At 63.6% G+C, this 19225-nt stretch carries 16 protein-coding genes; 13 read left to right on the top strand and 3 right to left on the bottom strand.

Annotated elements, in window-relative coordinates; genetic code table 11:
- Window positions 1-79 precede the first annotated feature (79 nt).
- Both KPG71_RS11070 and KPG71_RS11065 read left to right on the top strand, forming a co-directional pair.
- Entirely contained in the window at window positions 80-673 is a 594-nt protein-coding gene (locus KPG71_RS11070; RefSeq protein WP_216338136.1) for an HD domain-containing protein, read from the top strand.
- Entirely contained in the window at window positions 670-1155 is a 486-nt protein-coding gene (locus KPG71_RS11065) for a GNAT family N-acetyltransferase (RefSeq protein WP_216338135.1), read from the top strand. Before KPG71_RS11070 ends, KPG71_RS11065 begins: the two co-directional genes overlap by 4 nt.
- A 73-nt stretch (window positions 1156-1228) precedes the next feature.
- Here KPG71_RS11065 and KPG71_RS11060 read toward each other — a convergent pair whose 3' ends face one another.
- Both KPG71_RS11060 and KPG71_RS11055 read right to left on the bottom strand, forming a co-directional pair.
- Window positions 1229-1780, bottom strand: a complete 552-nt coding sequence (locus tag KPG71_RS11060) for an ActR/PrrA/RegA family redox response regulator transcription factor (RefSeq protein WP_216338134.1) — start codon at window positions 1778-1780, stop codon at window positions 1229-1231.
- Window positions 1781-1862: 82 nt separating this feature from the next.
- Window positions 1863-2492, bottom strand: a complete 630-nt coding sequence (locus KPG71_RS11055; RefSeq protein ID WP_216338133.1) for an SCO family protein — start codon at window positions 2490-2492, stop codon at window positions 1863-1865.
- Between the two features lie 90 nt (window positions 2493-2582).
- Here KPG71_RS11055 and regB point away from each other — a divergent pair, with 90 nt between their 5' ends.
- The 11 genes from regB to hslU all read left to right on the top strand — a co-directional run bounded on the left by regB (window position 2583) and on the right by hslU (window position 17611).
- Window positions 2583-3977: a sensor histidine kinase RegB gene (regB, locus tag KPG71_RS11050; protein WP_216338346.1), complete on the top strand. Its 1395-nt coding sequence runs from the start codon at window positions 2583-2585 to the stop codon at window positions 3975-3977.
- Between the two features lie 88 nt (window positions 3978-4065).
- A complete protein-coding gene (locus KPG71_RS11045) occupies window positions 4066-5586 on the top strand; it encodes a PAS-domain containing protein (RefSeq protein WP_216338132.1) in 1521 nt (506 codons plus the stop codon).
- Between the two features lie 40 nt (window positions 5587-5626).
- Window positions 5627-6103 carry a tRNA (adenosine(37)-N6)-threonylcarbamoyltransferase complex ATPase subunit type 1 TsaE gene (gene tsaE / locus KPG71_RS11040; protein ID WP_216338131.1) on the top strand — a complete coding sequence of 159 codons (477 nt, stop codon included), beginning with the start codon at window positions 5627-5629 and terminating at the stop codon, window positions 6101-6103.
- On the top strand, window positions 6096-7121 hold the full coding sequence (locus KPG71_RS11035) for an aminoglycoside phosphotransferase family protein (protein WP_216338130.1): 1026 nt from the start codon (window positions 6096-6098) through the stop codon (window positions 7119-7121). Before tsaE ends, KPG71_RS11035 begins: the two co-directional genes overlap by 8 nt.
- On the top strand, window positions 7097-7789 hold the full coding sequence (locus tag KPG71_RS11030) for a nucleotidyltransferase family protein (protein WP_216338129.1): 693 nt from the start codon (window positions 7097-7099) through the stop codon (window positions 7787-7789). The genes KPG71_RS11035 and KPG71_RS11030 overlap by 25 nt, the downstream gene beginning before the upstream one ends.
- On the top strand, window positions 7782-10718 hold the full coding sequence (addB, locus tag KPG71_RS11025; protein WP_216338128.1) for a double-strand break repair protein AddB: 2937 nt from the start codon (window positions 7782-7784) through the stop codon (window positions 10716-10718). The genes KPG71_RS11030 and addB overlap by 8 nt, the downstream gene beginning before the upstream one ends.
- The gene (addA, locus tag KPG71_RS11020; protein WP_253196202.1) at window positions 10718-14086 is read left to right on the top strand and encodes a double-strand break repair helicase AddA; all 3369 of its coding nucleotides are present in this window, start codon (window positions 10718-10720) and stop codon (window positions 14084-14086) included. The genes addB and addA overlap by 1 nt, the downstream gene beginning before the upstream one ends.
- Before the next feature lie 59 nt (window positions 14087-14145).
- Window positions 14146-14466 (top strand): thioredoxin, encoded by a 321-nt coding sequence (gene trxA, locus KPG71_RS11015; protein WP_216338127.1) that lies wholly within the window; start codon window positions 14146-14148, stop codon window positions 14464-14466.
- A 79-nt stretch (window positions 14467-14545) separates the two neighbouring features.
- Window positions 14546-15694: an amidohydrolase gene (locus KPG71_RS11010; RefSeq protein ID WP_216338126.1), complete on the top strand. Its 1149-nt coding sequence runs from the start codon at window positions 14546-14548 to the stop codon at window positions 15692-15694.
- A 58-nt stretch (window positions 15695-15752) separates the two neighbouring features.
- Window positions 15753-16307 (top strand): ATP-dependent protease subunit HslV, encoded by a 555-nt coding sequence (gene hslV / locus KPG71_RS11005; RefSeq protein WP_216338125.1) that lies wholly within the window; start codon window positions 15753-15755, stop codon window positions 16305-16307.
- Window positions 16304-17611, top strand: coding sequence for an ATP-dependent protease ATPase subunit HslU (hslU, locus tag KPG71_RS11000; RefSeq protein WP_216338124.1), 1308 nt, complete (start codon window positions 16304-16306; stop codon window positions 17609-17611). Before hslV ends, hslU begins: the two co-directional genes overlap by 4 nt.
- A 76-nt stretch (window positions 17612-17687) precedes the next feature.
- On the opposite strand, the gene KPG71_RS10995 is transcribed toward hslU, so the two are convergent.
- Window positions 17688-19175: an autotransporter domain-containing protein gene (locus tag KPG71_RS10995; protein ID WP_216338123.1), complete on the bottom strand. Its 1488-nt coding sequence runs from the start codon at window positions 19173-19175 to the stop codon at window positions 17688-17690.
- Between the last annotated feature and the right edge of the window lie 50 nt (window positions 19176-19225).

The raw sequence follows: 19225 nt of genomic DNA, 5'->3' as shown, positions 1-19225 counted from the left end.
GCAATTCGGTGCTTTGGGTTGCAGATAGCACTGGTCCCGCCTTTGGGCAACGTCCGCCCCGCGCCACAACGAGGCTTTGATGAAACAACCCCGCGCCTGGCAAAAAATGCTATCGGGCCGCCGTCTCGATCTGCTCGACCCGACACCCGTCGATATCGAGATCGGGGATATCGCCCATGGCCTCGCCTTCGTGGCGCGCTGGAACGGGCAGACCGAAGGCGACTACGCTTATTCCGTGGCCGAGCACTCGCTGCTGGTGGAACGGCTCTATACACGCCTGACACCCGGCGCCCCGGCAAAATGGAAGCTGGCAGCGCTTTTGCACGACGCACCGGAATACGTGATCGGAGACATGATCTCGCCGGTCAAGGCGGCGGTCGGGCCGGGATACGATGAGCTGGACAAGCGGCTGGCCGCGGCCATTCACATCCGCTTCGGCCTGCCCGCCGCGATCCCGGCGCAGGTCAAGCGGCAGATCAAGAAGGCCGACAGGATCAGCGCCTGGATGGAGGCCACGCAGATCGCCGGATTCTCACAGCAGGAAGCCGACAAGTTCTTCGGCCATCCCGACCCGGCATTGATCGACGGCCTGTCGATCCTCTTGCGCCCGCCCATGGAGGCCCGCGCCGAATATACGGCACGGCATTCGGCGCTTCTGGACGATATGGGATGATCGGAATCCGGCGCGCCGCGAGGCTCGACGCCCGCGACCTGGCAGACCTGCTCAACGCCATCATCCGCAAGGGCGGCACCACGGCGCTCACACGGGAACTCGACCGCGAGGCGATGCTTGGCTGGATCGACCACGCGCCGGAGCGATCCGCCTGGCATGTCGCCGAGGCCGACAGAGGCGACATTCTCGGAGTCCAGCTTATCGAACCGCACCCCGACCTGCCGCCCGAGGCCTGCGATATCGCGACCTTCGTCAAGTCCGGCACGACCGGGATCGGAATCGGCTCAAGGCTTTTCGAAGCAAGCAGGCGAGCCGCCTGCGATCTTGGCTATCTCTGGATAAACGCCACCATCCGCGCCGACAACGCCGGTGGGCTGGCCTATTATCAAAGCCGCGGCTTCGAAACCTGTGCCCGTCACCCCGACCAGCGCCTTGCAAACGGACAGGGCGTCGACAGGATTTCGAAACGCTACAGGCTTTGACGCCCCCACCCTTCTTCCTGCCCCAAATATCCCCGCCGGAGGCATCCGACGGCGCCAGGGGCGCAGACGCCCATTACCGGGGGCTGCGTTTGGCCAGAATGCGCTGAAGCGTGCGGCGGTGCATGTTCAGGCGGCGCGCGGTTTCGCTGACATTGCGATCGCACAGTTCGTACACCCGCTGAATATGTTCCCAGCGCACGCGGTCCGCGCTCATCGGATTTTCCGGGGGCGGCGGCAATTCGTCATCGCCCGCCAGAAGCGCGCTGGTGATGTCCGTCGCATCCGCGGGCTTGGACAGGTAATCGGTCGCGCCGATCTTGACCGCGGCAACAGCGGTGGCGATAGCGCCATATCCGGTCAGAACGACGATCCGGCTGTCGGGCCGCTTTTCGCGGATGGTTTCGACCACATCCAACCCGTTGCCATCCTCCAGACGCAGGTCGCAGACCGCATAGGCGGGCGGGCGGGCCATGGCGATCGCCTTGCCTGCGGCGACGGAGCCGGCCGTTTCCACCTCGAAACCGCGCTTTTCCATGGCCTTGGCAAGACGGCGCAGAAACGGCTCGTCGTCGTCGACCAGCAGAAGCGACCTGTCGTTTCCTATATCCTGCGGAGTCACGGCCATTTCGAAGTCCTTCCCAAACGCGCACATTCGTATGCGATAAACCTAGCTTGCGCCATTCGGTGCGTCAAACAGGCGCAGCGCCTTACATCGCATCCACGAAGCACTGTACCCGATCGGCCATTTCCTCGGGGCTGGTATCACGGCGGAAGAATTCGACAAAGCCATATTCGGGCAATGTCAGGTAGGTGCTGGTCGAATGGTCGACCAGGTAATAGTCCTCGTTGCCCGCTGTCGGCTCCTGTTTCTGGTAATAGGTGCGATAGGCCTTGCTGGCGGCCTTGACCTGTTCGGCCGAGCCGGTCAGCCCCAGCATACGCGGATGCAGGTTTTCGGTGAAATCCGCCACAACCTCGGGCGTATCGCGCTCGGGGTCGATCGAAATGAAGACGGGTTTCACCATCGTGCCGCGCTCTTCCAGGATTTCGACGGCAACGGCATTGCGCGAGGTATCCAGCGGGCACACATCCGGGCAGAAGGTATAACCGAAATAGATCAGCGCCGGCTGGTCGATCACGTCCTTGTCGGTCACCGTTTCGCCGGTTTCACTGATCAGCGTGAACGGCCCGCCGATCTGCGACATGCCACCGGCTACCTGACCTGCCCGGCACTGGGCGAACCTGTCGTCGCCCCCCGATCCCAAGGTCATGACATAGACCAGAATCAACGCCGCCGCCAAAGACCCCGCAGCAGCAATCGCTATTGTCCGTGTCATGGGTATATCCTCATTCTTCTGGGCATGTTTTTCGTGCTATGGCACATCTAGCACCGGAACACGAACTTGCAACGGGACCAGAGCGCGCAGATGACGGATATCTCGCCAGGCGTTTTCAAATCACGCAGCCGCGGCAACTGGATCAGGCTGCGCACCCTGATCCTGTTGCGATGGTGGGCGATTGCCGGGCAGATTTCGGCGCTGGTGGTGGCGCAGCGGCTGTATGACCTCAATCTCGAAATCGGGCTGTGCTATCTGGTGGTCGGCGTGTCGGTGATCTCGAACCTCGTGGCCACGTTCATCTACCCCGAAAACAAGCGCCTGTCGGAACGCGAAACCCTGCTGGTGGTCCTGTTCGACATGCTGCAACTGGGACTGATGCTGTATCTGACCGGCGGGCTGAACAACCCGTTCTCGATCCTGATCGTCGGGCCGGTCACCGTGTCGGCCTCGGCGATCTCGTCGCGTTCGACGGTGTTTCTGGGCCTTACGGCGATCCTGATCGTTTCGGTGCTGGCCAAGTTTCACCTGCCGCTGCGCACCGATATGGGGTTTGTCCTGCGAATGCCGCATATTTTCCTGTTCGGCAACTGGGCCGCCATCGTGATCGCGGTGGTGTTTCTGGGGGTGTATTCCCGCTGGATCGTCTCGGAAATGGATGCGATGTCGAACGCGCTGCAGGCCACGCAAATGGCCCTGGCCCGCGAACAGAAGCTGACCGATCTGGGCGGCGTCGTGGCGGCGGCGGCGCATGAGCTGGGCACGCCCCTGGCCACGATCAAGCTGGCCAGTTCGGAACTGGCCGAGGAGCTGGAAGAGCACGAGGACCTGCGCGACGACGCCCTGTTGATCCGCGAACAGGCGGATCGGTGCCGCGATATCCTGCGTTCGATGGGGCGGGCGGGCAAGGACGACCTGCACCTGCGCAAGGCCCCCCTGACCGCCGTTCTGGAAGAAGCCGCCGAGCCCCATCTGGATCGCGGCAAGACGATCCATTTCGACCACGGGCACGATTCGGGCGCGATCGATACGCAACCGACGATCTATCGCCGCCCGGAGATCATCCACGGGCTGCGCAACCTGGTGCAGAACGCCGTGGATTTCGCCGCCGAAAACGTGTGGATCGAAAGCGGCTGGAACGACAAGACCCTGACATTGCGCATCATGGATGACGGGCGCGGATATTCCACGCATGTTCTGGGCCGGATCGGCGAACCCTTCATGCGCCGCCGCAGCATCGGCGCCGACCCGCGCCGCCCGGAATACGAGGGGATGGGCCTTGGGCTTTTCATCGCCAAGACGCTGCTGGAACGATCCGGCGCCACCCTGAGTTTCGCCAATGGCAGCGACGCGACCGATCCGGGCAGAAACCCGGCTCACCATATCGGCGCCGTTGTCGAGGTCATATGGCCGCGCAAGCAGATCGAAGCCGAAAACCCCGAAAGCCGTTTGCCCACGGGACAGAACCAACCTTTCAGCGCTTGAAATCAGGCTGTGTTCACTTTGGTTAACCCTACGTTAACCAAGAGCTGTCATGCCTTGACTTGGCCGCAGTGAAAGGATGGTTCTGTAAATGGCTGGTTTACCGCTATGGGCCTGGGCTGTCGTGCCCCTTGTGTCCATGTTGATCGCTCTGGGTGTCGTCTGGTTGATTTCCGCGCTGCCCGGACGTGGCCTTTCCCGAACGGCGCAGACGCAGGGCCCCTCCTCCGGCGGCGTGCATTTCCTGTTCGAGCATGACGACCTGGCCGATCACGACCTGCGCATCGAAATCACCTCGTGCAGCCCGAACAACTGGCCCGGCATTCACGACTGGCTGAAATACCGCTTTCCCGACCTCCCGAAAAGCACACGGGACCTGCCCGATGGGGAAACGGTATTGTCCGCCGCAGAGGGCACGGACGACGCCCGGCTGAGGATCGTCAGGCAGGGTATCATCACGCGCCTGACGCTGACCGATCCGGCAACGGGCGATGCTGCCGAGCGACAGGAGCGTATGCGACTGACGGTTCGTCAGCGGAAATGGGGCAGATGCCTCAACAACGCGTCATGCGGCATCGTGGTGACAAGCGATACCGGGCGGATTCTGTGGACGAACACCGCGTTCGCGGCGCATGGCATTCGCGATGCAACGGCCCTGTTTCCCGATGCCGGGGATCTGCCCACCGCCGGGGAAACGAAAACCGGGCGTCACCGCCTTGACGACGGCACAAACAGCCGCTGGTTCGAAACCCGCACGATCCGCGCCGAAGACAACATCATTCACTATATTTCCAACGTCACGGAAATCGTCACCGCCGAAACCGTCCGGCGTGAATTCGTCCAGACCCTGACCAAGACATTCGCCAATCTCACCACCGGGCTGGCCGTGTTCGATCGGGACAAGCAACTGGCCCTGTTCAACCCCGCCCTTCTGGACCTGACCAGCCTTGGCCCCGAGTTCCTGAGTGCACAGCCCAACCTCATGAGCTTTTTCGACAAGCTGCGCGACAATCACGTCCTGCCCGAACCGCGCAGCTATGCCGACTGGCGGTCGCAGATCCTGCAAATGATCGAAGCCGCGTCGGACGGGCTCTATCGCGAAACCTGGAGCCTGCCCTCGGGGCTGACCTACCGGGTGACCGGGCGACCGCACCCCGACGGGGCCATCGCCTTTCTGTTCGAGGATATCACGGACGAAATTTCGCTGACCCGGCGGTTCCGCTCGCAGGTCGATCTGCGGCAGGCGGTTCTGGACAACCTGTCCGATGCCGTCGCCGTCCTGTCGCCGACGAACACGCTGTTGCTGTGCAACGACGTGTGTTCGCGCCTGCTCGGGATCGACCCGGACAGTTGCTTTGCCGAACTGAGCCTGCGTGACCTGACCCGCATCTGCAACGAGCGCATCCCCGATCCGGCCTTCTGGTCCCGTGTCGAATCCCGGCTCGACGCTCGGCGTCTGTCGGAGCCGATCCAGGCCGGGCTGACCTCATCGGACGACGAGGCGCTGACCTGCCGGATCACACCGCTTCCCGGCGGGGCGTCGATGCTGACCATCGGCAAGATCAACCCCGGCTGGACTCCGGCATCCCACTCACTGTCCGACGCGGGCTGATCGCGCTTGCAGGCGGTCGCGGGCCGTGTAGTCTCGGCCCATGTCAGAGCGGGCCCGCACACTTCACCTGAATTCCCCCGACCGGACTTGCGCCGTTGCACAGGCGCTTGCGCCGCATCTGGCGGCGGGCGACGTGATCCTGTTGTCGGGGCCTGTCGGCGCGGGCAAATCGCACTTTGCGCGCTGCCTGATCCTCGCCCTTCTCGACGCCCCCGAGGATGTCCCCTCGCCCACCTACACGCTGGTACAAACCTATCCGGGCCGCAGCGGAGAGATCTGGCATGCGGACCTGTACCGCCTGACCGATGTCGGAGAGATCGAAGAGCTGGGCCTGATCGAGGCGTTCGAGGATGCCATCTGCCTTGTCGAATGGCCCGACCGCCTGCACGAACTGGCCCCCGAAACCGCTCTGCGGATTGCACTGGAATCCCCGGATCAGGATGATACCCGGACGATGCGCCTTGAATGGAACGCGCAGGATTGGGACGCCAAGCTGAAAGATATCTGCAATGACTGACCGCACCGGGGCGATCCGCGCCTTTATCGACAGCACCGATTGGGCCGGGGCGGCCACCGCGCCACTGGCCGGAGATGCCTCGAACCGCCGCTATCTGCGCCTGACCCACCCGGTCAGCGGCCAATCCGCCGTGCTGATGGACGCCCCGCCCGAGCGCGGCGAGGATGTGCGCCCCTTCATTCATATCTCGGAATACCTGACCGGCACCGGCCTCAGCGCGCCGCATATTCTGGCGCGCGACACTCAGGCCGGGTTCCTGTTGCTCGAAGACCTGGGCGACGATCTGTTCGCCTCGGTGATCCCGGACCGGCCCGAGATTGAAAACAGGCTCTATTCCACCGCAACAGACCTGTTGGTCACGCTGCATGACCACGATACGCCCGACGGGCTGGACAGCTATTCGCCCGCGTTGATGGCCGATCTGGCCGCGCTGGCCTTCGACTGGTACTTGCCCGCCACGGGCAATACCGACCCTGCCGCGCGGGAACGGTTCCTTGCGGCCATGCTAAGCGCCCTCAGCCATCACGCCGAAACGGCCGATGTGCTGATTCAGCGCGACTATCACGCGCAAAACCTGCTTTGGCTGCCCGACCGCACCGGAGTGGCGCGCGTGGGCCTTCTGGATTTTCAGGATGCCATGCTGGGCCATCGCGCCTATGATCTGGTCTCGCTGTTGCAGGACGCCCGCCGCGATGTTCCGCCCGCCATCGAAGACGCGATGATCGGCCACTACATCGCCGAAACCCACGCCGCTCCCGAAACATTCCGCACCGCCTATGCCGTGTTGGGGGCGCAGCGGAATCTGCGCATCCTTGGTGTGTTCGCCCGCCTGTGCCTCCGCGACGGCAAGGCGCACTATGTCGATCTGATCCCGCGGGTCTGGAACCACCTGATGCGCGATCTGGAGCATCCGGCGTTGACCGATGTCGCGCAAATCGTCCAAAACACCCTTCCGCCCCCCACCCCGTCCATTCTGCAAAAGGTGAAAGACCAATGCGCGACCAGCCCCGCTCGGTAATGCTGTTTGCCGCCGGGTTCGGGACGCGCATGGGCGCCCTGACCGCCGCGCAACCCAAGCCGATGATCCCCGTCGCGGGCCGCCCGCTGATCGACCATGCGCTCGATCTGGTGCGTGCGTTCGGCCCCGACCGGATCGTGGCCAATCTCCACTACAAACCCCAGCCCCTGATCGACCACCTTGCCGGCAGCGAGGTGATCCTGTCCCATGAAACCCCCGATATTCTGGAAACCGGCGGCGGGCTGCGGGCGGCACTGCCGCATCTGGGCGAAGGCCCGGTTTTCACGATGAACACCGATGCCGTCTGGTCTGGGCCCAACCCGCTGACTCTGCTTGCCGGGGCATGGGCGCCCGACCGCATGGATGCCCTGCTGCTCTGCCTGCCGCGCGAAAACGCCATCGGCCATACCGGGCCCGGCGATTTCATACCCGGCACGGGCGGGCTGGCCACGCGCGGGCCGGGGCTGGTGTATTCGGGTCTGCAAATCCTGAAAACCGACCTGCTGCACGACATCTCCGAAACCGCCTTTTCGCTGAACCTGCTGTGGGATCGCATGCTGGCCGACAACCGTCTGTTCGCCATTCCCTATCCGGGCAAATGGTGCGATGTGGGCCGCCCCGAGGGCATCGCCCTGGCCGAAAACATGCTGAAGGCACGCGATGTTTGATCCCACGGACAGCCCCCGCGTTTTCGGCACACCCCTTGGCGTGGATTTCCCCCGCGCGCTGGTTGACGGGCTGATGAGCCGCCACGCCACGCACCCGCCCGAGGCGCTGGCCAGGGTTCACCTGATCGTCAACACCCGGCGCATGGCGCGGCGCATCCGCAGCCTGTTCGATCAGGGGCCTGCGCTGCTCTTGCCCCGGATCAGCCTGCTCACCGATCTGGGCGAGAGCTGGGACCTGGCCCATATCCCCGACCCGGTTCCACCCCTGCGCCGGCGGCTGGAGCTGACTCAACTGGTCTCCTCGCTGCTACAGGCCGAGCCCGATATCGCCCCGCGCTCGTCGCTTTATGCGCTGGCCGACAGCCTTGCCGCCCTGATGGACGAAATGCACGGCGAGGGTGTTTCACCCGACCGCATCGAAGATCTGGATATTTCCGACCAATCCGGCCACTGGGACCGGATCAAGGCGTTTTTGGGCATTGTCAGACACTATTTTGAAACCGGAACCGAACACCCCGATGTCGAAACCCGCCAGCGGCTGGTGATCGAACACGTCACCCGGACATGGCAGGATTCCCCCCCCGATCATCCGGTCATCATTGCCGGGTCGACCGGCTCTCGCGGGGCGACGCAGCTTTTGATGCAAGCGGTCGCAAAGCTGCCGCAGGGCGCGGTCGTGCTGCCCGGCGTCGATTTCGACATGCCTGCCGATGTCTGGGCCACGCTGGACGATGCCCTGCTGTCCGAGGATCATCCGCAATACCGCTTTGCCCACCTGATAACCAATCTGGGCCTGTCCCCCGGCCAGATCATGCACTGGACCGATACCACCCCCGCCAGCCCGGCGCGCAATCGGCTGCTGTCGCTGGCCCTGCGCCCCGCCCCGGTGACCGATCAATGGTTGCAGGACGGCCCGTCGCTCGCCGATCTGGACAGGGCCACCACCGGAATCACACTGGTCGAGGCGCAATCCACCCGGTCAGAGGCGCTGGCCATCGCCATGCGTCTGCGTCAGGCCGCCGAGGACGGGCAAACCGCCGCGCTGATCACCCCGGACCGCACCCTGACCCGGCAGGTCACCGCCGCGCTGGACCGCTGGGCCATCCTCCCCGATGACAGCGCGGGCATGCCGCTTCACCTGTCGCCGCCGGGCCGGTTCCTGCGCCATGTGGGCGATCTGTTCCGCGACAGGCTGACGGCGGAACTGCTGCTGACCCTGCTCAAGCACCCGCTGACCCATTCCGGCAGCGATCGCGGCCCGCATCTGCGCCTCACGCGCGAGCTGGAACTGCACCTGCGCCGCCACGGCCCGCCCTATCCGCAACCCGCCGACCTGATGGCATGGGCCGATAAACAGAAAGACCCGCTTGCCCTGCCCTGGGCGCAATGGATCAGTGACTGTATCACCGCAAAAGAGGTCGCTGGCGACCTGCCGCTGACCGATCTTGTCGACCATCATATCGACCTTGCCACGCGTATCGCCAGCGGGCCCGACACGGGCGATGGCGGGCGGCTTTGGCAAAATGATGCCGGGCAGGAGGCATGGAAAACCGTTTCCAACCTGCAAGACCAAGCGGAACACGGCGGGCGGATCAACGCCGCCGATTACACCAGCCTGTTCCATGCCGTCCTGTCGGCGGGCGAGGTTCGGAACCCCGACACCCCGCACCCCGATATCCTGATCTGGGGCACGCTGGAAGCCCGCGTTCAGGGGGCCGATCTGCTGATCCTGGCCGGTCTGAACGAAGCAAGCTGGCCCGAGGCCCCCAACCCCGATCCGTGGCTCAACCGCGCGCTGCGCAATCAGGCCGGGCTGTTGCTGCCCGAGCGGCGCATCGGCCTGTCGGCCCATGACTTCCAACAGGCCGCGAGTGCGCCCGAGGTCTGGTTCACCCGCTCGATCCGCTCGGACGACGCCGAAACCGTGCCGTCGCGCTGGCTGAACCGCATCAAGAACCTGCTGGCGGGCCTCCCCGATCAGAACGGCCCCAAGGCACTGGCCGATATGGCAGACCGCGGTGCGGCATGGCTGCATCGCGTTCAGGCGCTGGAAGAGCCAGGAAGCGTTCCGGCTGCAACCCGTCCCGCGCCCTGTCCCCCTGTGGCGGCACGGCCGCGCGATCTGTCGGTGACGGAAATCAAGCGCCTGATCCGCGATCCTTACGCGATCTACGCGAGGCATGTTCTGGGCCTGCGCCCGCTTGATCCGTTGATGAAACTGCCCGACGCCCTGCTGCGCGGCATCGTCCTGCACGAAAGTCTTGAGCAGTTCATCAGAGATACGCTCGACGATCCCGGCCAGTGCACGCGCGAGGCGCTTTTGGCAAAAACCGAGACCATTCTGGCGGAAAACGTCCCCTGGGCCGAGGCGCGCGCGGTCTGGCGCGCCCGGATGGAGCGGGTGGCCGACTGGTTCATCGAGGGTGAATTCGCCCGCCGTGACCTTGCCCGGCCCAGCGCGCTGGAGGCACGAGGCAAGGCCACCCTTCCCGACCTTGGCGTCACCCTCAAGGCGCAGGCCGACCGGATCGACATGGACACGCGCGGCGCGCTTTACATCTATGATTACAAGACCGGCACGCCGCCCTCGGCCAGCGAACAGGAATTCTTTGACAAACAGCTGCTCCTCGAGGCCGCGATTGCCGAACAGGCGGGCTTTGGCGACATCACCCCGTCAAAAGTGGCCCAAGCCGCCTTTATCGGTTTGGGCAGCAACCCCAAGATCGTGAACGCCCCGCTGGACACCGAACCGCCCGAAAAGGTCTGGAAAGAATTCGAGGCCCTGATGCGCGCCTATCTTGAACCCGACCGGGGTTTTGCCTCGCGCCGGGCGATGCAGAAAAAAACCGACAAGGGCGATTACGATCAGCTGGCCCGGTTCGGCGAGTGGGACATCACCGATACCCCCGACACGCAGGAGGTCGGATAATGCCCCGCGACGACGCCTCCCAGCGCCAGATCGACGCCGCCCGCCCGGATCGTTCCACATGGCTGTCGGCCAATGCCGGATCGGGCAAAACCCGCGTGCTGACCGACCGCGTCGCGCGCCTGTTGCTGGACGGGGTCGATCCGCAGCACATCCTGTGCCTGACCTACACCAAGGCCGCCGCCAGCGAGATGCAGAACCGCCTGTTCCGCCGTCTGGGCGAATGGGCGATGCTGGCCGATGCCGACCTGCGCGCGGCGCTGGATGCGCTGGGCTTCGAAGGGGTCATAAATGACGACGCCCTGCGTAACGCCCGCCGCCTGTTCGCCCGTGCCATCGAAGCGCCGGGGGGGCTGAAGATCCAGACGATCCACTCGTTCTGCGCCGGCTTGCTGCGCCGCTTCCCGCTCGAGGCCGGGGTCAGTCCCCAGTTCACCGAAATGGAAGACCGCACCGCCACCCTGCTGCGCAGCGAGATCGTCGAAGAAATCGCCTCCGGGGCCGGATCAGAGACAGTTTATACCCTTGCCCGCCACCATGGCGGCGAAGACCTGACTGACATCACCGCCGAGATCGTCCGCCACCGCAGCCACTTCCAGACCCCTGCCACGCAGGACGATCTGGCCGCAGCCTTCGGGCAACCTGCCGATGTGTCGCTGGCAACCGTCGCCGCGCAGGTCTTCCTTGGCAGCGAACAGGCGCTTCTCGATCAGCTGATCCCGGCGCTCGACGCCAGCGGCACCAACGACCGGAAAGCCGCCGCCAGGCTGCGCACGATCACGCAACTGGATGCCTCCGCCCTGCCCGTACTGGAAAACGTATTCCTCACCGGCTCGGGCGCGAAAGAGCCGTTTACCGCCAAGATCGGCTCTTTCCCGACCAAGCCCTGCCAGAAAACCCTTGGCGCGGCCATGACGCAGATCGAACAGTTCATGGCCCGCGTCGAGGACGCCCGCGAAGCGCGGCTTGCGGCCATGGCCATTCAGAAATCCCGCGCGCTGCACGACTTCGCCGCCGTGTTCCTGCCCGCCTACGATGCGGCCAAGGCCCTGCGCGGCTGGCTGGATTTCGACGACCTGATCCTGCGCGCCCGGCAATTGCTGACCGATCCGGCGGTGGCGGCGTGGGTTCTGTTCCGGCTCGACGGCGGAATCGATCATATCCTCGTGGACGAGGCGCAGGATACCAGCCCCGTGCAATGGCAGGTTATCGAACGGCTGGCGCAGGAATTCACCAGCGGCCAGGGCGCGCGCCCCGATGTCACCCGCACGATTTTCGTGGTCGGCGACAAGAAACAGTCGATCTATTCCTTTCAGGGCGCCGACCCGCGTGAATTCGACCGGATGAAGACCGATTTCGCAGCGCGCCTTCAGGCCACCGGCCAGCCGCTTCAGGACATGGAGATGGAATATTCCTTCCGCTCCTCCCACGCGATCCTGAGCCTTGTCGATCACACCTTTGCCAACAGTCAGGATAGCGGCTTTACGCCGACTCAGGGTCACAAGACGTTCAAAGCCGACCTGCCCGGCCGGGTCGATCTGTGGCCGCTGATCGAAAAGCCCGAACAGGACGACGACCCCGAATGGTACTCGCCCGTCGATGTGAAGGCCGCCAACGATCCGGCGACGCTGTTGGCGCAACAGGTGGCCCGGACGATCCGCCGCATGGTGGTTGAAAAACAGCTTATCCCGGACGAAACCGCCGGGATGCGCCCGGTCCGGCCCGGCGATGTCATGATCCTCGTGCAGCGCCGCTCGGACCTGTTTCATGAAATCATCCGCGAATGCAAAGCCCTGAACCTGCCCATCGCCGGGGCCGACCGGCTCAAGGTCGGGGCCGAACTGGCGGTCAAGGATCTTGCAGCGCTCCTGTCCTTCCTGGCCACGCCCGAAGACAGCCTGTCGCTGGCCATCGCCCTGCGCTCGCCGCTGTTCGGCTGGTCCGAGTCCGATCTTTACGCCCTCGCCCACGGGCGCACACAGAAACACCTGTGGGCCGCGCTGCGCGATCAGGCCGAAAAGCATCCCGAAACCATGACCGTCCTGAAAGACCTGCGCGCGCAGGCTGATTACCTGCGCCCCTATGACCTGATCGAACGCATTTTGACCCGCCATGACGGGCGCCGCAAATTGCTCGCCCGCCTCGGCACCGAGGCCGAAGACGGCATCGACGCCCTGTTGTCGCAGGCGATGGCCTATGAGCAACGCGCCGTCGACAGCCTGACGGGCTTTCTAGTCTGGATGGAAACCGACGATCTGGAAATCAAGCGCCAGATGGACAGCGCCGGGGATCGTATCCGCGTGATGACGGTGCATGGCGCCAAGGGGCTGGAATCGCCGCTGGTCATCCTCCCCGATACGGGCAAGCGCGATATCCGCCTGCGGGATCAGATCGCGCTGGCCGGGGATACGCCGATCTGGCGCACCGGCTCCAACGACTCTCCGCGCGCCGTCACGCAGGCCAACGATGCCGCCAAACAGGCCGAACGCGCCGAACGTGACCGCCTGCTTTACGTCGCCATGACGCGGGCCGAAAAATGGCTGATCGTCGCTGCGGCGGGCGATCTGGGGAAACAGGGCGAAACCTGGTATGAAAAGGTTGAGGCCGGATTGCAGCGCGCCGGGGCGGTCGGGCATGATTTTGCCGGTGGGCCGGGCTTGCGGCTGGAACATGGCGATTGGGCCGGAACAGGGACTGATACTGCGCCTGAAACCAAGCCTGGCCCAACCCCGCTTCCCAAATTTTTCCTCTCCCCTGCGCCCGAACGCCCCGCCGCGCCGAAAACGCTCAGCCCCTCGACCGATCTTGGCGGGGCCAAGGCCCTGCCGGACGAACGCGGGCTTGACGAAGACGCCGCCAAGCGCCGGGGCCGCCTCATTCACCGCCTGCTGGAATTCCTGCCGCAGGTTCCGCAACCCGACTGGCCTACAACCGCCGCAAGGCTTCTGTCCACCGGTCCCGATACCGCCACCGCCGATGAACACGCCCTTTTGTTGGCCGAGGTTGAAAAGGTTCTGACAAAACCGTCGCTCGCGCCGCTGTTCACGCCCAACGCCCTGACCGAGGTGTCCGTGACCGCCACGCTTGATGCCCTTCAAAACAGGCGTATTCACGGCACCATCGACCGCTTGATCGTCGAACCGCATCGCGTTCTGGCCGTCGATTTCAAGACCAACGCCGCCATTCCCGACCGCCCCGAAACCTGCCCCGAGGGCCTTTTGCGGCAGATGGGGGCCTATGCCCACGCGCTTGCGCAGATTTATCCGGACCGGCAGATCGAAACCGCGCTGCTCTGGACGCGCGCCGCCAGCCTTATGCCCCTGCCGCACGATCTTGTGACCCGGGCGCTCTGCGACACCCCCGGCGCTTGACGCCCCCGCCGGGCATACCTAGGTTCAGGCCAACTCAATTCCTGTCAGGAGACATGACCATGGGCACAGTTGCCGTTACCGACGCGACCTTCGACGCCGAAGTGAAAAATTCCGACATCCCCGTTGTGGTGGATTTCTGGGCCGAATGGTGCGGCCCGTGCAAACAGATTGGCCCCGCTTTGGAAGAGCTGGCCGCCGAAATGGACGGCAAGGTGAAAATCGCCAAGGTCGACGTTGATAACAACCCGAACGCCGCCGCCGCCATGGGCGTGCGCGGCATTCCCGCGCTGTTCATCTTCAAGGACGGTCAGGTGATCTCGAACCGCGCAGGCGCCGCCCCAAAGGCCGCCCTGCAAAGCTGGATCGAAGACAGCATCTGAGTCCCCCGAAATCACGGGATAGAAGGGCCGCCATCGCGCGGCCCTTTTCTTTTGCCGTCATTGGGGTGAAAACATCCTCATGACCCTGACGAACACCGACATCATCGACCTTGTTGCGCTGCGCCACGATCTGCACCGCCATCCCGAAATATCGGGCGACGAGGCGCAGACATCCCAGCGCATCGTGCAGGAATTCGCGCCCCTCGTGCCCGATGACCTGATCACCGGCCTTGGCGGGCATGGGGTGGCCGCCGTGTATAACGGGGCCGCGCCCGGCCCGACGGTTCTGTTTCGCTGCGAACTCGACGCGCTGCCGATTTTCGAAACCGGAACGCCCGAGCATCGTTCGCTGATCGACGGGGTCGGGCATCTTTGCGGGCATGACGGGCACATGACGATCCTCATGGGCCTTGCGCGGCTGTTGTCCCGGCAACGGCCCGCGCGGGGGCGCGTGGTGCTGCTGTTCCAACCCGCCGAAGAAACCGGCGCCGGGGCCAGGGCGGTGCTGGACGATCTGAAATTCGACCCTGTTCAACCCGATTACGCCTTTGCCCTGCATAACACGCCAGGCTTGCCTTTGGGTCATGTGGCCATCACGTCAGGGCCAATCACCTGTGCCTCTCGCGGGCTTGAGGTTCGGTTCACCGGCCGCTCCGCCCACGCCTCGCAGCCGGAAACCGGGACTTCCCCCATGGAGGCACTGGCCAATGTGATGCCCGCCCTGACCGCGCTCAGCCACGGCAGTACACAAGACCCTGATTTCGCACTTGTCACCGTGACGCATGTTCAAATGGGCGAACCCGCTTTCGGCATCGCACCCGGCGATGCCACGCTGTTCGCAACACTTCGAACGCTGACAGATAATCGCATGGATGATCTGTGTGAACAGGCTCTGACCCTGCTGAAAACGTCTTGTTCTGCCCAAAACCTCGGCTTTACCCACGATTTCCACGACGTGTTCCTGCACAGCGAAAACAACGCCGAGGCCACGGAACTCTGCACTGCCGCACTGGACACCCTCGGCATCCCGCATGACGCCAGCGGCTTGCCCTGGCGCCCGTCCGAAGATTTCGGGCGTTTCGGCCATACCGCGAAATCCGCCATGCTGTTCCTTGGCGCGGGCAGCGATCACGCCGCCCTGCACAACCCCGATTACGATTTCCCCGATGACCTGATTCCAATCGGCACGGGCATTTTTCACCGCATCGCGCGGGACCTGCTGGGATAGCCACCCTTGCACCCCGCGCCCCGCCCTTCCATATAGACACGAACCGAACGGAGGCCCCATGAGCAACGAATTTCCCGGCTGGCACGGCACCACGATCATCGGCGTGAAAAAGGGCGGTCAGGTCGTGATCGCCGGCGACGGACAGGTCAGCCTTGGCCAGACCGTCATCAAGGGCACCGCCCGCAAGGTCCGCCGCATCTCGCCCGGCGGCTATGACGTGCTGGTGGGCTTTGCCGGCTCTACCGCCGATGCCTTCACCCTGCTCGAACGGCTCGAATCCAAGCTCGAAGCCACCCCCGGCCAGCTTCAGCGCGCCAGCGTGGAACTGGCCAAGGACTGGCGCACCGACAAATACCTGCAAAAGCTCGAAGCGATGCTGATCGTCACCGATGGCGATCAGATCTACGTCATCACCGGCGCGGGCGACGTTCTTGAGCCCGAACACGATTGCACCGCCATCGGCTCGGGCGGGAACTATGCCCTCGCCGCCGCGCGCGGCATGATGGACAGCGACCGCACCGCCGAACAGATCGCCCGCGATGCAATGGCCATCGCCGCCGATATCTGCGTCTACACCAACGGCAACCTGACCGTAGAAAGCATCTCCAAATGACCGACCTGACCCCGCGCGAAATCGTCAGCGAACTCGACCGTTTCATCATCGGCCAGAAGGACGCCAAGCGCGCCACCGCCGTCGCCCTGCGCAACCGCTGGCGGCGCAAGCAACTGCCCGACGACCTGCGCGAAGAAGTCTACCCCAAGAACATCCTGATGATCGGCCCCACCGGCGTCGGCAAAACCGAGATCTCCCGCCGCCTCGCCAAACTGGCCCGCGCCCCCTTCATCAAGGTCGAGGCCACCAAGTTCACCGAGGTCGGCTATGTCGGGCGCGATGTCGAACAGATCATCCGCGATCTGGTGGACAGCGCCATCGCCCAGACGCGCGACTGGATGCGCGAGGATGTCAAAACCCGTGCCCATGAACTGGCCGAGGATCGCGTCATTTCCGCCATCGCCGGGGAGGACGCCCGCGAGGCCACCCGCGAGATGTTCCGCAAGAAACTGCGCGACGGGCTGCTTGACGATACCGAGATCGAACTGGACCTCACCGATCAGTCCAACCCGATGGGCATGATGGACATTCCCGGCCAACCCGGCAGCCAGATGGGCATGATGAACCTGGGCGATATCTTCGGCAAGGCGTTCGGCGGGCGCACCGTCCGCAAGAAAATGACCGTTGCCGACAGTTACCAGGTGTTGATCGGGGAAGAGGCCGACAAGCTGCTCGATGATGAAACCGTCAACAAGACCGCGCTCGAGGCCGTCGAACAGAACGGCATCGTCTTTCTCGACGAGATCGACAAGGTCTGCGCCAAGTCCGAAACCCGCGGCGGCGACGTGTCGCGCGAGGGCGTACAGCGCGACCTGCTGCCGCTGATCGAGGGCACCACCGTATCCACCAAGCACGGCCCGGTCAAAACCGATCATATCCTGTTCATCGCCTCGGGCGCCTTTCACATCGCCAAACCGTCCGACCTTCTGCCCGAATTGCAGGGCCGCCTGCCCATCCGGGTCGAACTGCGCGCGCTGACCGAGGGCGATTTCGTCCGCATCCTGACCGAAACCGACAACGCCCTCACCCGCCAGTATACCGCCCTCATGGGCACCGAGGAGGTGACGGTAGACTTCACCGAAGACGGCATCGCCGCCCTCGCCCGCATCGCCGCCGAAGTGAACCAGACGGTCGAAAACATCGGCGCAAGACGGCTCTATACCGTCATGGAACGCGTGTTCGAAGAGCTCAGCTTCACCGCCCCCGACCGCTCGGGCGACAAGGTCACCGTCAACGCCGCCTTCGTCGAGGAAAACCTGGGCGAACTGATGAGATCGGCGGATTTGTCGAGGTATGTGCTGTAGCAAACAGGACTAAGCGGTCGCGGGGCGGTTTATGCCGCATGCAAGTCATGCAACACAACCGTCCCGCTGCGTTGCTTCAGAAGCTGACGGAATAGCTTGCGCTCAAGCCATAGACATGCGTGTCCGAGCCAAGGCCACGGACCCGGCCATCGAGGCCAAGACGCCCGCGTTCGCCCACCGGTATATCAAAGCCGCCACCGATGGTCGCAGACCACTCTTCAGCCTCGTATCCGGTCGAAAGGTAAGTGGCAGAGCCGTCACCGTTCGTATCGGTATACTCTGCGAAAGCCTGTCCGTAGACACGCCCGCCCGAGGCCAGATCATAGCTCAGCTCGCCACCCATCCGCGCGTTGAAAAAATACGGGTCGTCCACTGCTGCGAAAGGCAAGGCCGCCAGTCGCGAGATGTCCTCCTGGCCAACTGACACCGCAGCCTCGGGCGTGATGCGATAGCCACTGCCCAAAGCGAATTCGCGCGAGAGCGAAGCCGAGGCGCTGTAACGCTGCCCGGAGGTGCTGTCGACAATTCCAAGCCCGGTGTTGAAGCTGTCATAGTCGGTGTAGGTATAGGCGGCCTGAACGGTCATCAGCCATCCGCCGACATTTGCCCCGAGATAAGGGGCAATCCAGTAAGAATCACCGGATAGCGAGCCACCATTGGCAAAGTCGTTATCGAAGGTTCCGATACCGGCACTGATGCCGCCGACCCAGCCATTGTCAAAGCTATAGTCAACGCCGAATTGCTGGCGGGCCTGAAAGCCGGAAACATCGGGGTTCCAGTCGGCCTCCAGTTGATCCGCACTGGTATCGAACCACATCGCCCAACGACCGTTTCGGGAAACCCCCCTATTCGAAGTGGAGAAGCTCAGGACGGAAGCAGACGTTGCGGCATTCGTGCCTCCTGTCGCATTGCGCGACACCTGATCAGTGAAGACCGAAGACATGCGCTGGCGAAGCTGTGTTAGGACAGCCCGGTTTTGGGCATCCGTCAGAATGACACCCTGCTGTGCCGCCTGAAGCTTGAGTTCCGCCAAAATCTGCGCATCCGTGATGATGGGGCCGGAAGGCGCAGCAGACACGAGGACGAGGCTGACATCATCAAAGTAGAATGCACCACAACCGCCACAAGTTGCTACGTCGAATTCCAGAGTTTTGGTTCCATCGGCGACCGTAACCGTAAAGGTTTCGGTCCTCCAGGCGTTCGGGCTCTGACCGCCGAAGGTAAGAACCGTTTGCCCATCGAAGAGCACACTGACGGAATTCGCTGGTGATGTGTCTGCCGTAGGACGAATCGCAAAACTAAGCGTGTAGGTCCCCGCACTTACATTTACGGCCTGTGAAACTGTCCCCGGCCCGCTATTGTCATAGATAACCATCGAATATGAGCCGGAGTTAGCGGTACTCGTGGTGGCATTAGCCTGTCCGTTGTTGATGCTTGTGTTCCACCCTGACAAATTACCACTTTCAAAGTCGCCATTTACAATCAGGTTTTGGGCTTGGGCTGCGCTGATGGTGGAGACGGATGCCATCAATGCCACTGCGGCTCCAAATTTCGTATCACGCATAGCTTAACCTCTAATGTCGCTTGGTATCTCTTTATTCCTCTCAAACTATC

It is taken from the genome of Roseovarius sp. PS-C2 (assembly GCF_018862045.1).
GTDB lineage: Bacteria > Pseudomonadota > Alphaproteobacteria > Rhodobacterales > Rhodobacteraceae > Roseovarius.
This window is presented reverse-complemented; position numbering and strand designations above follow the sequence as displayed.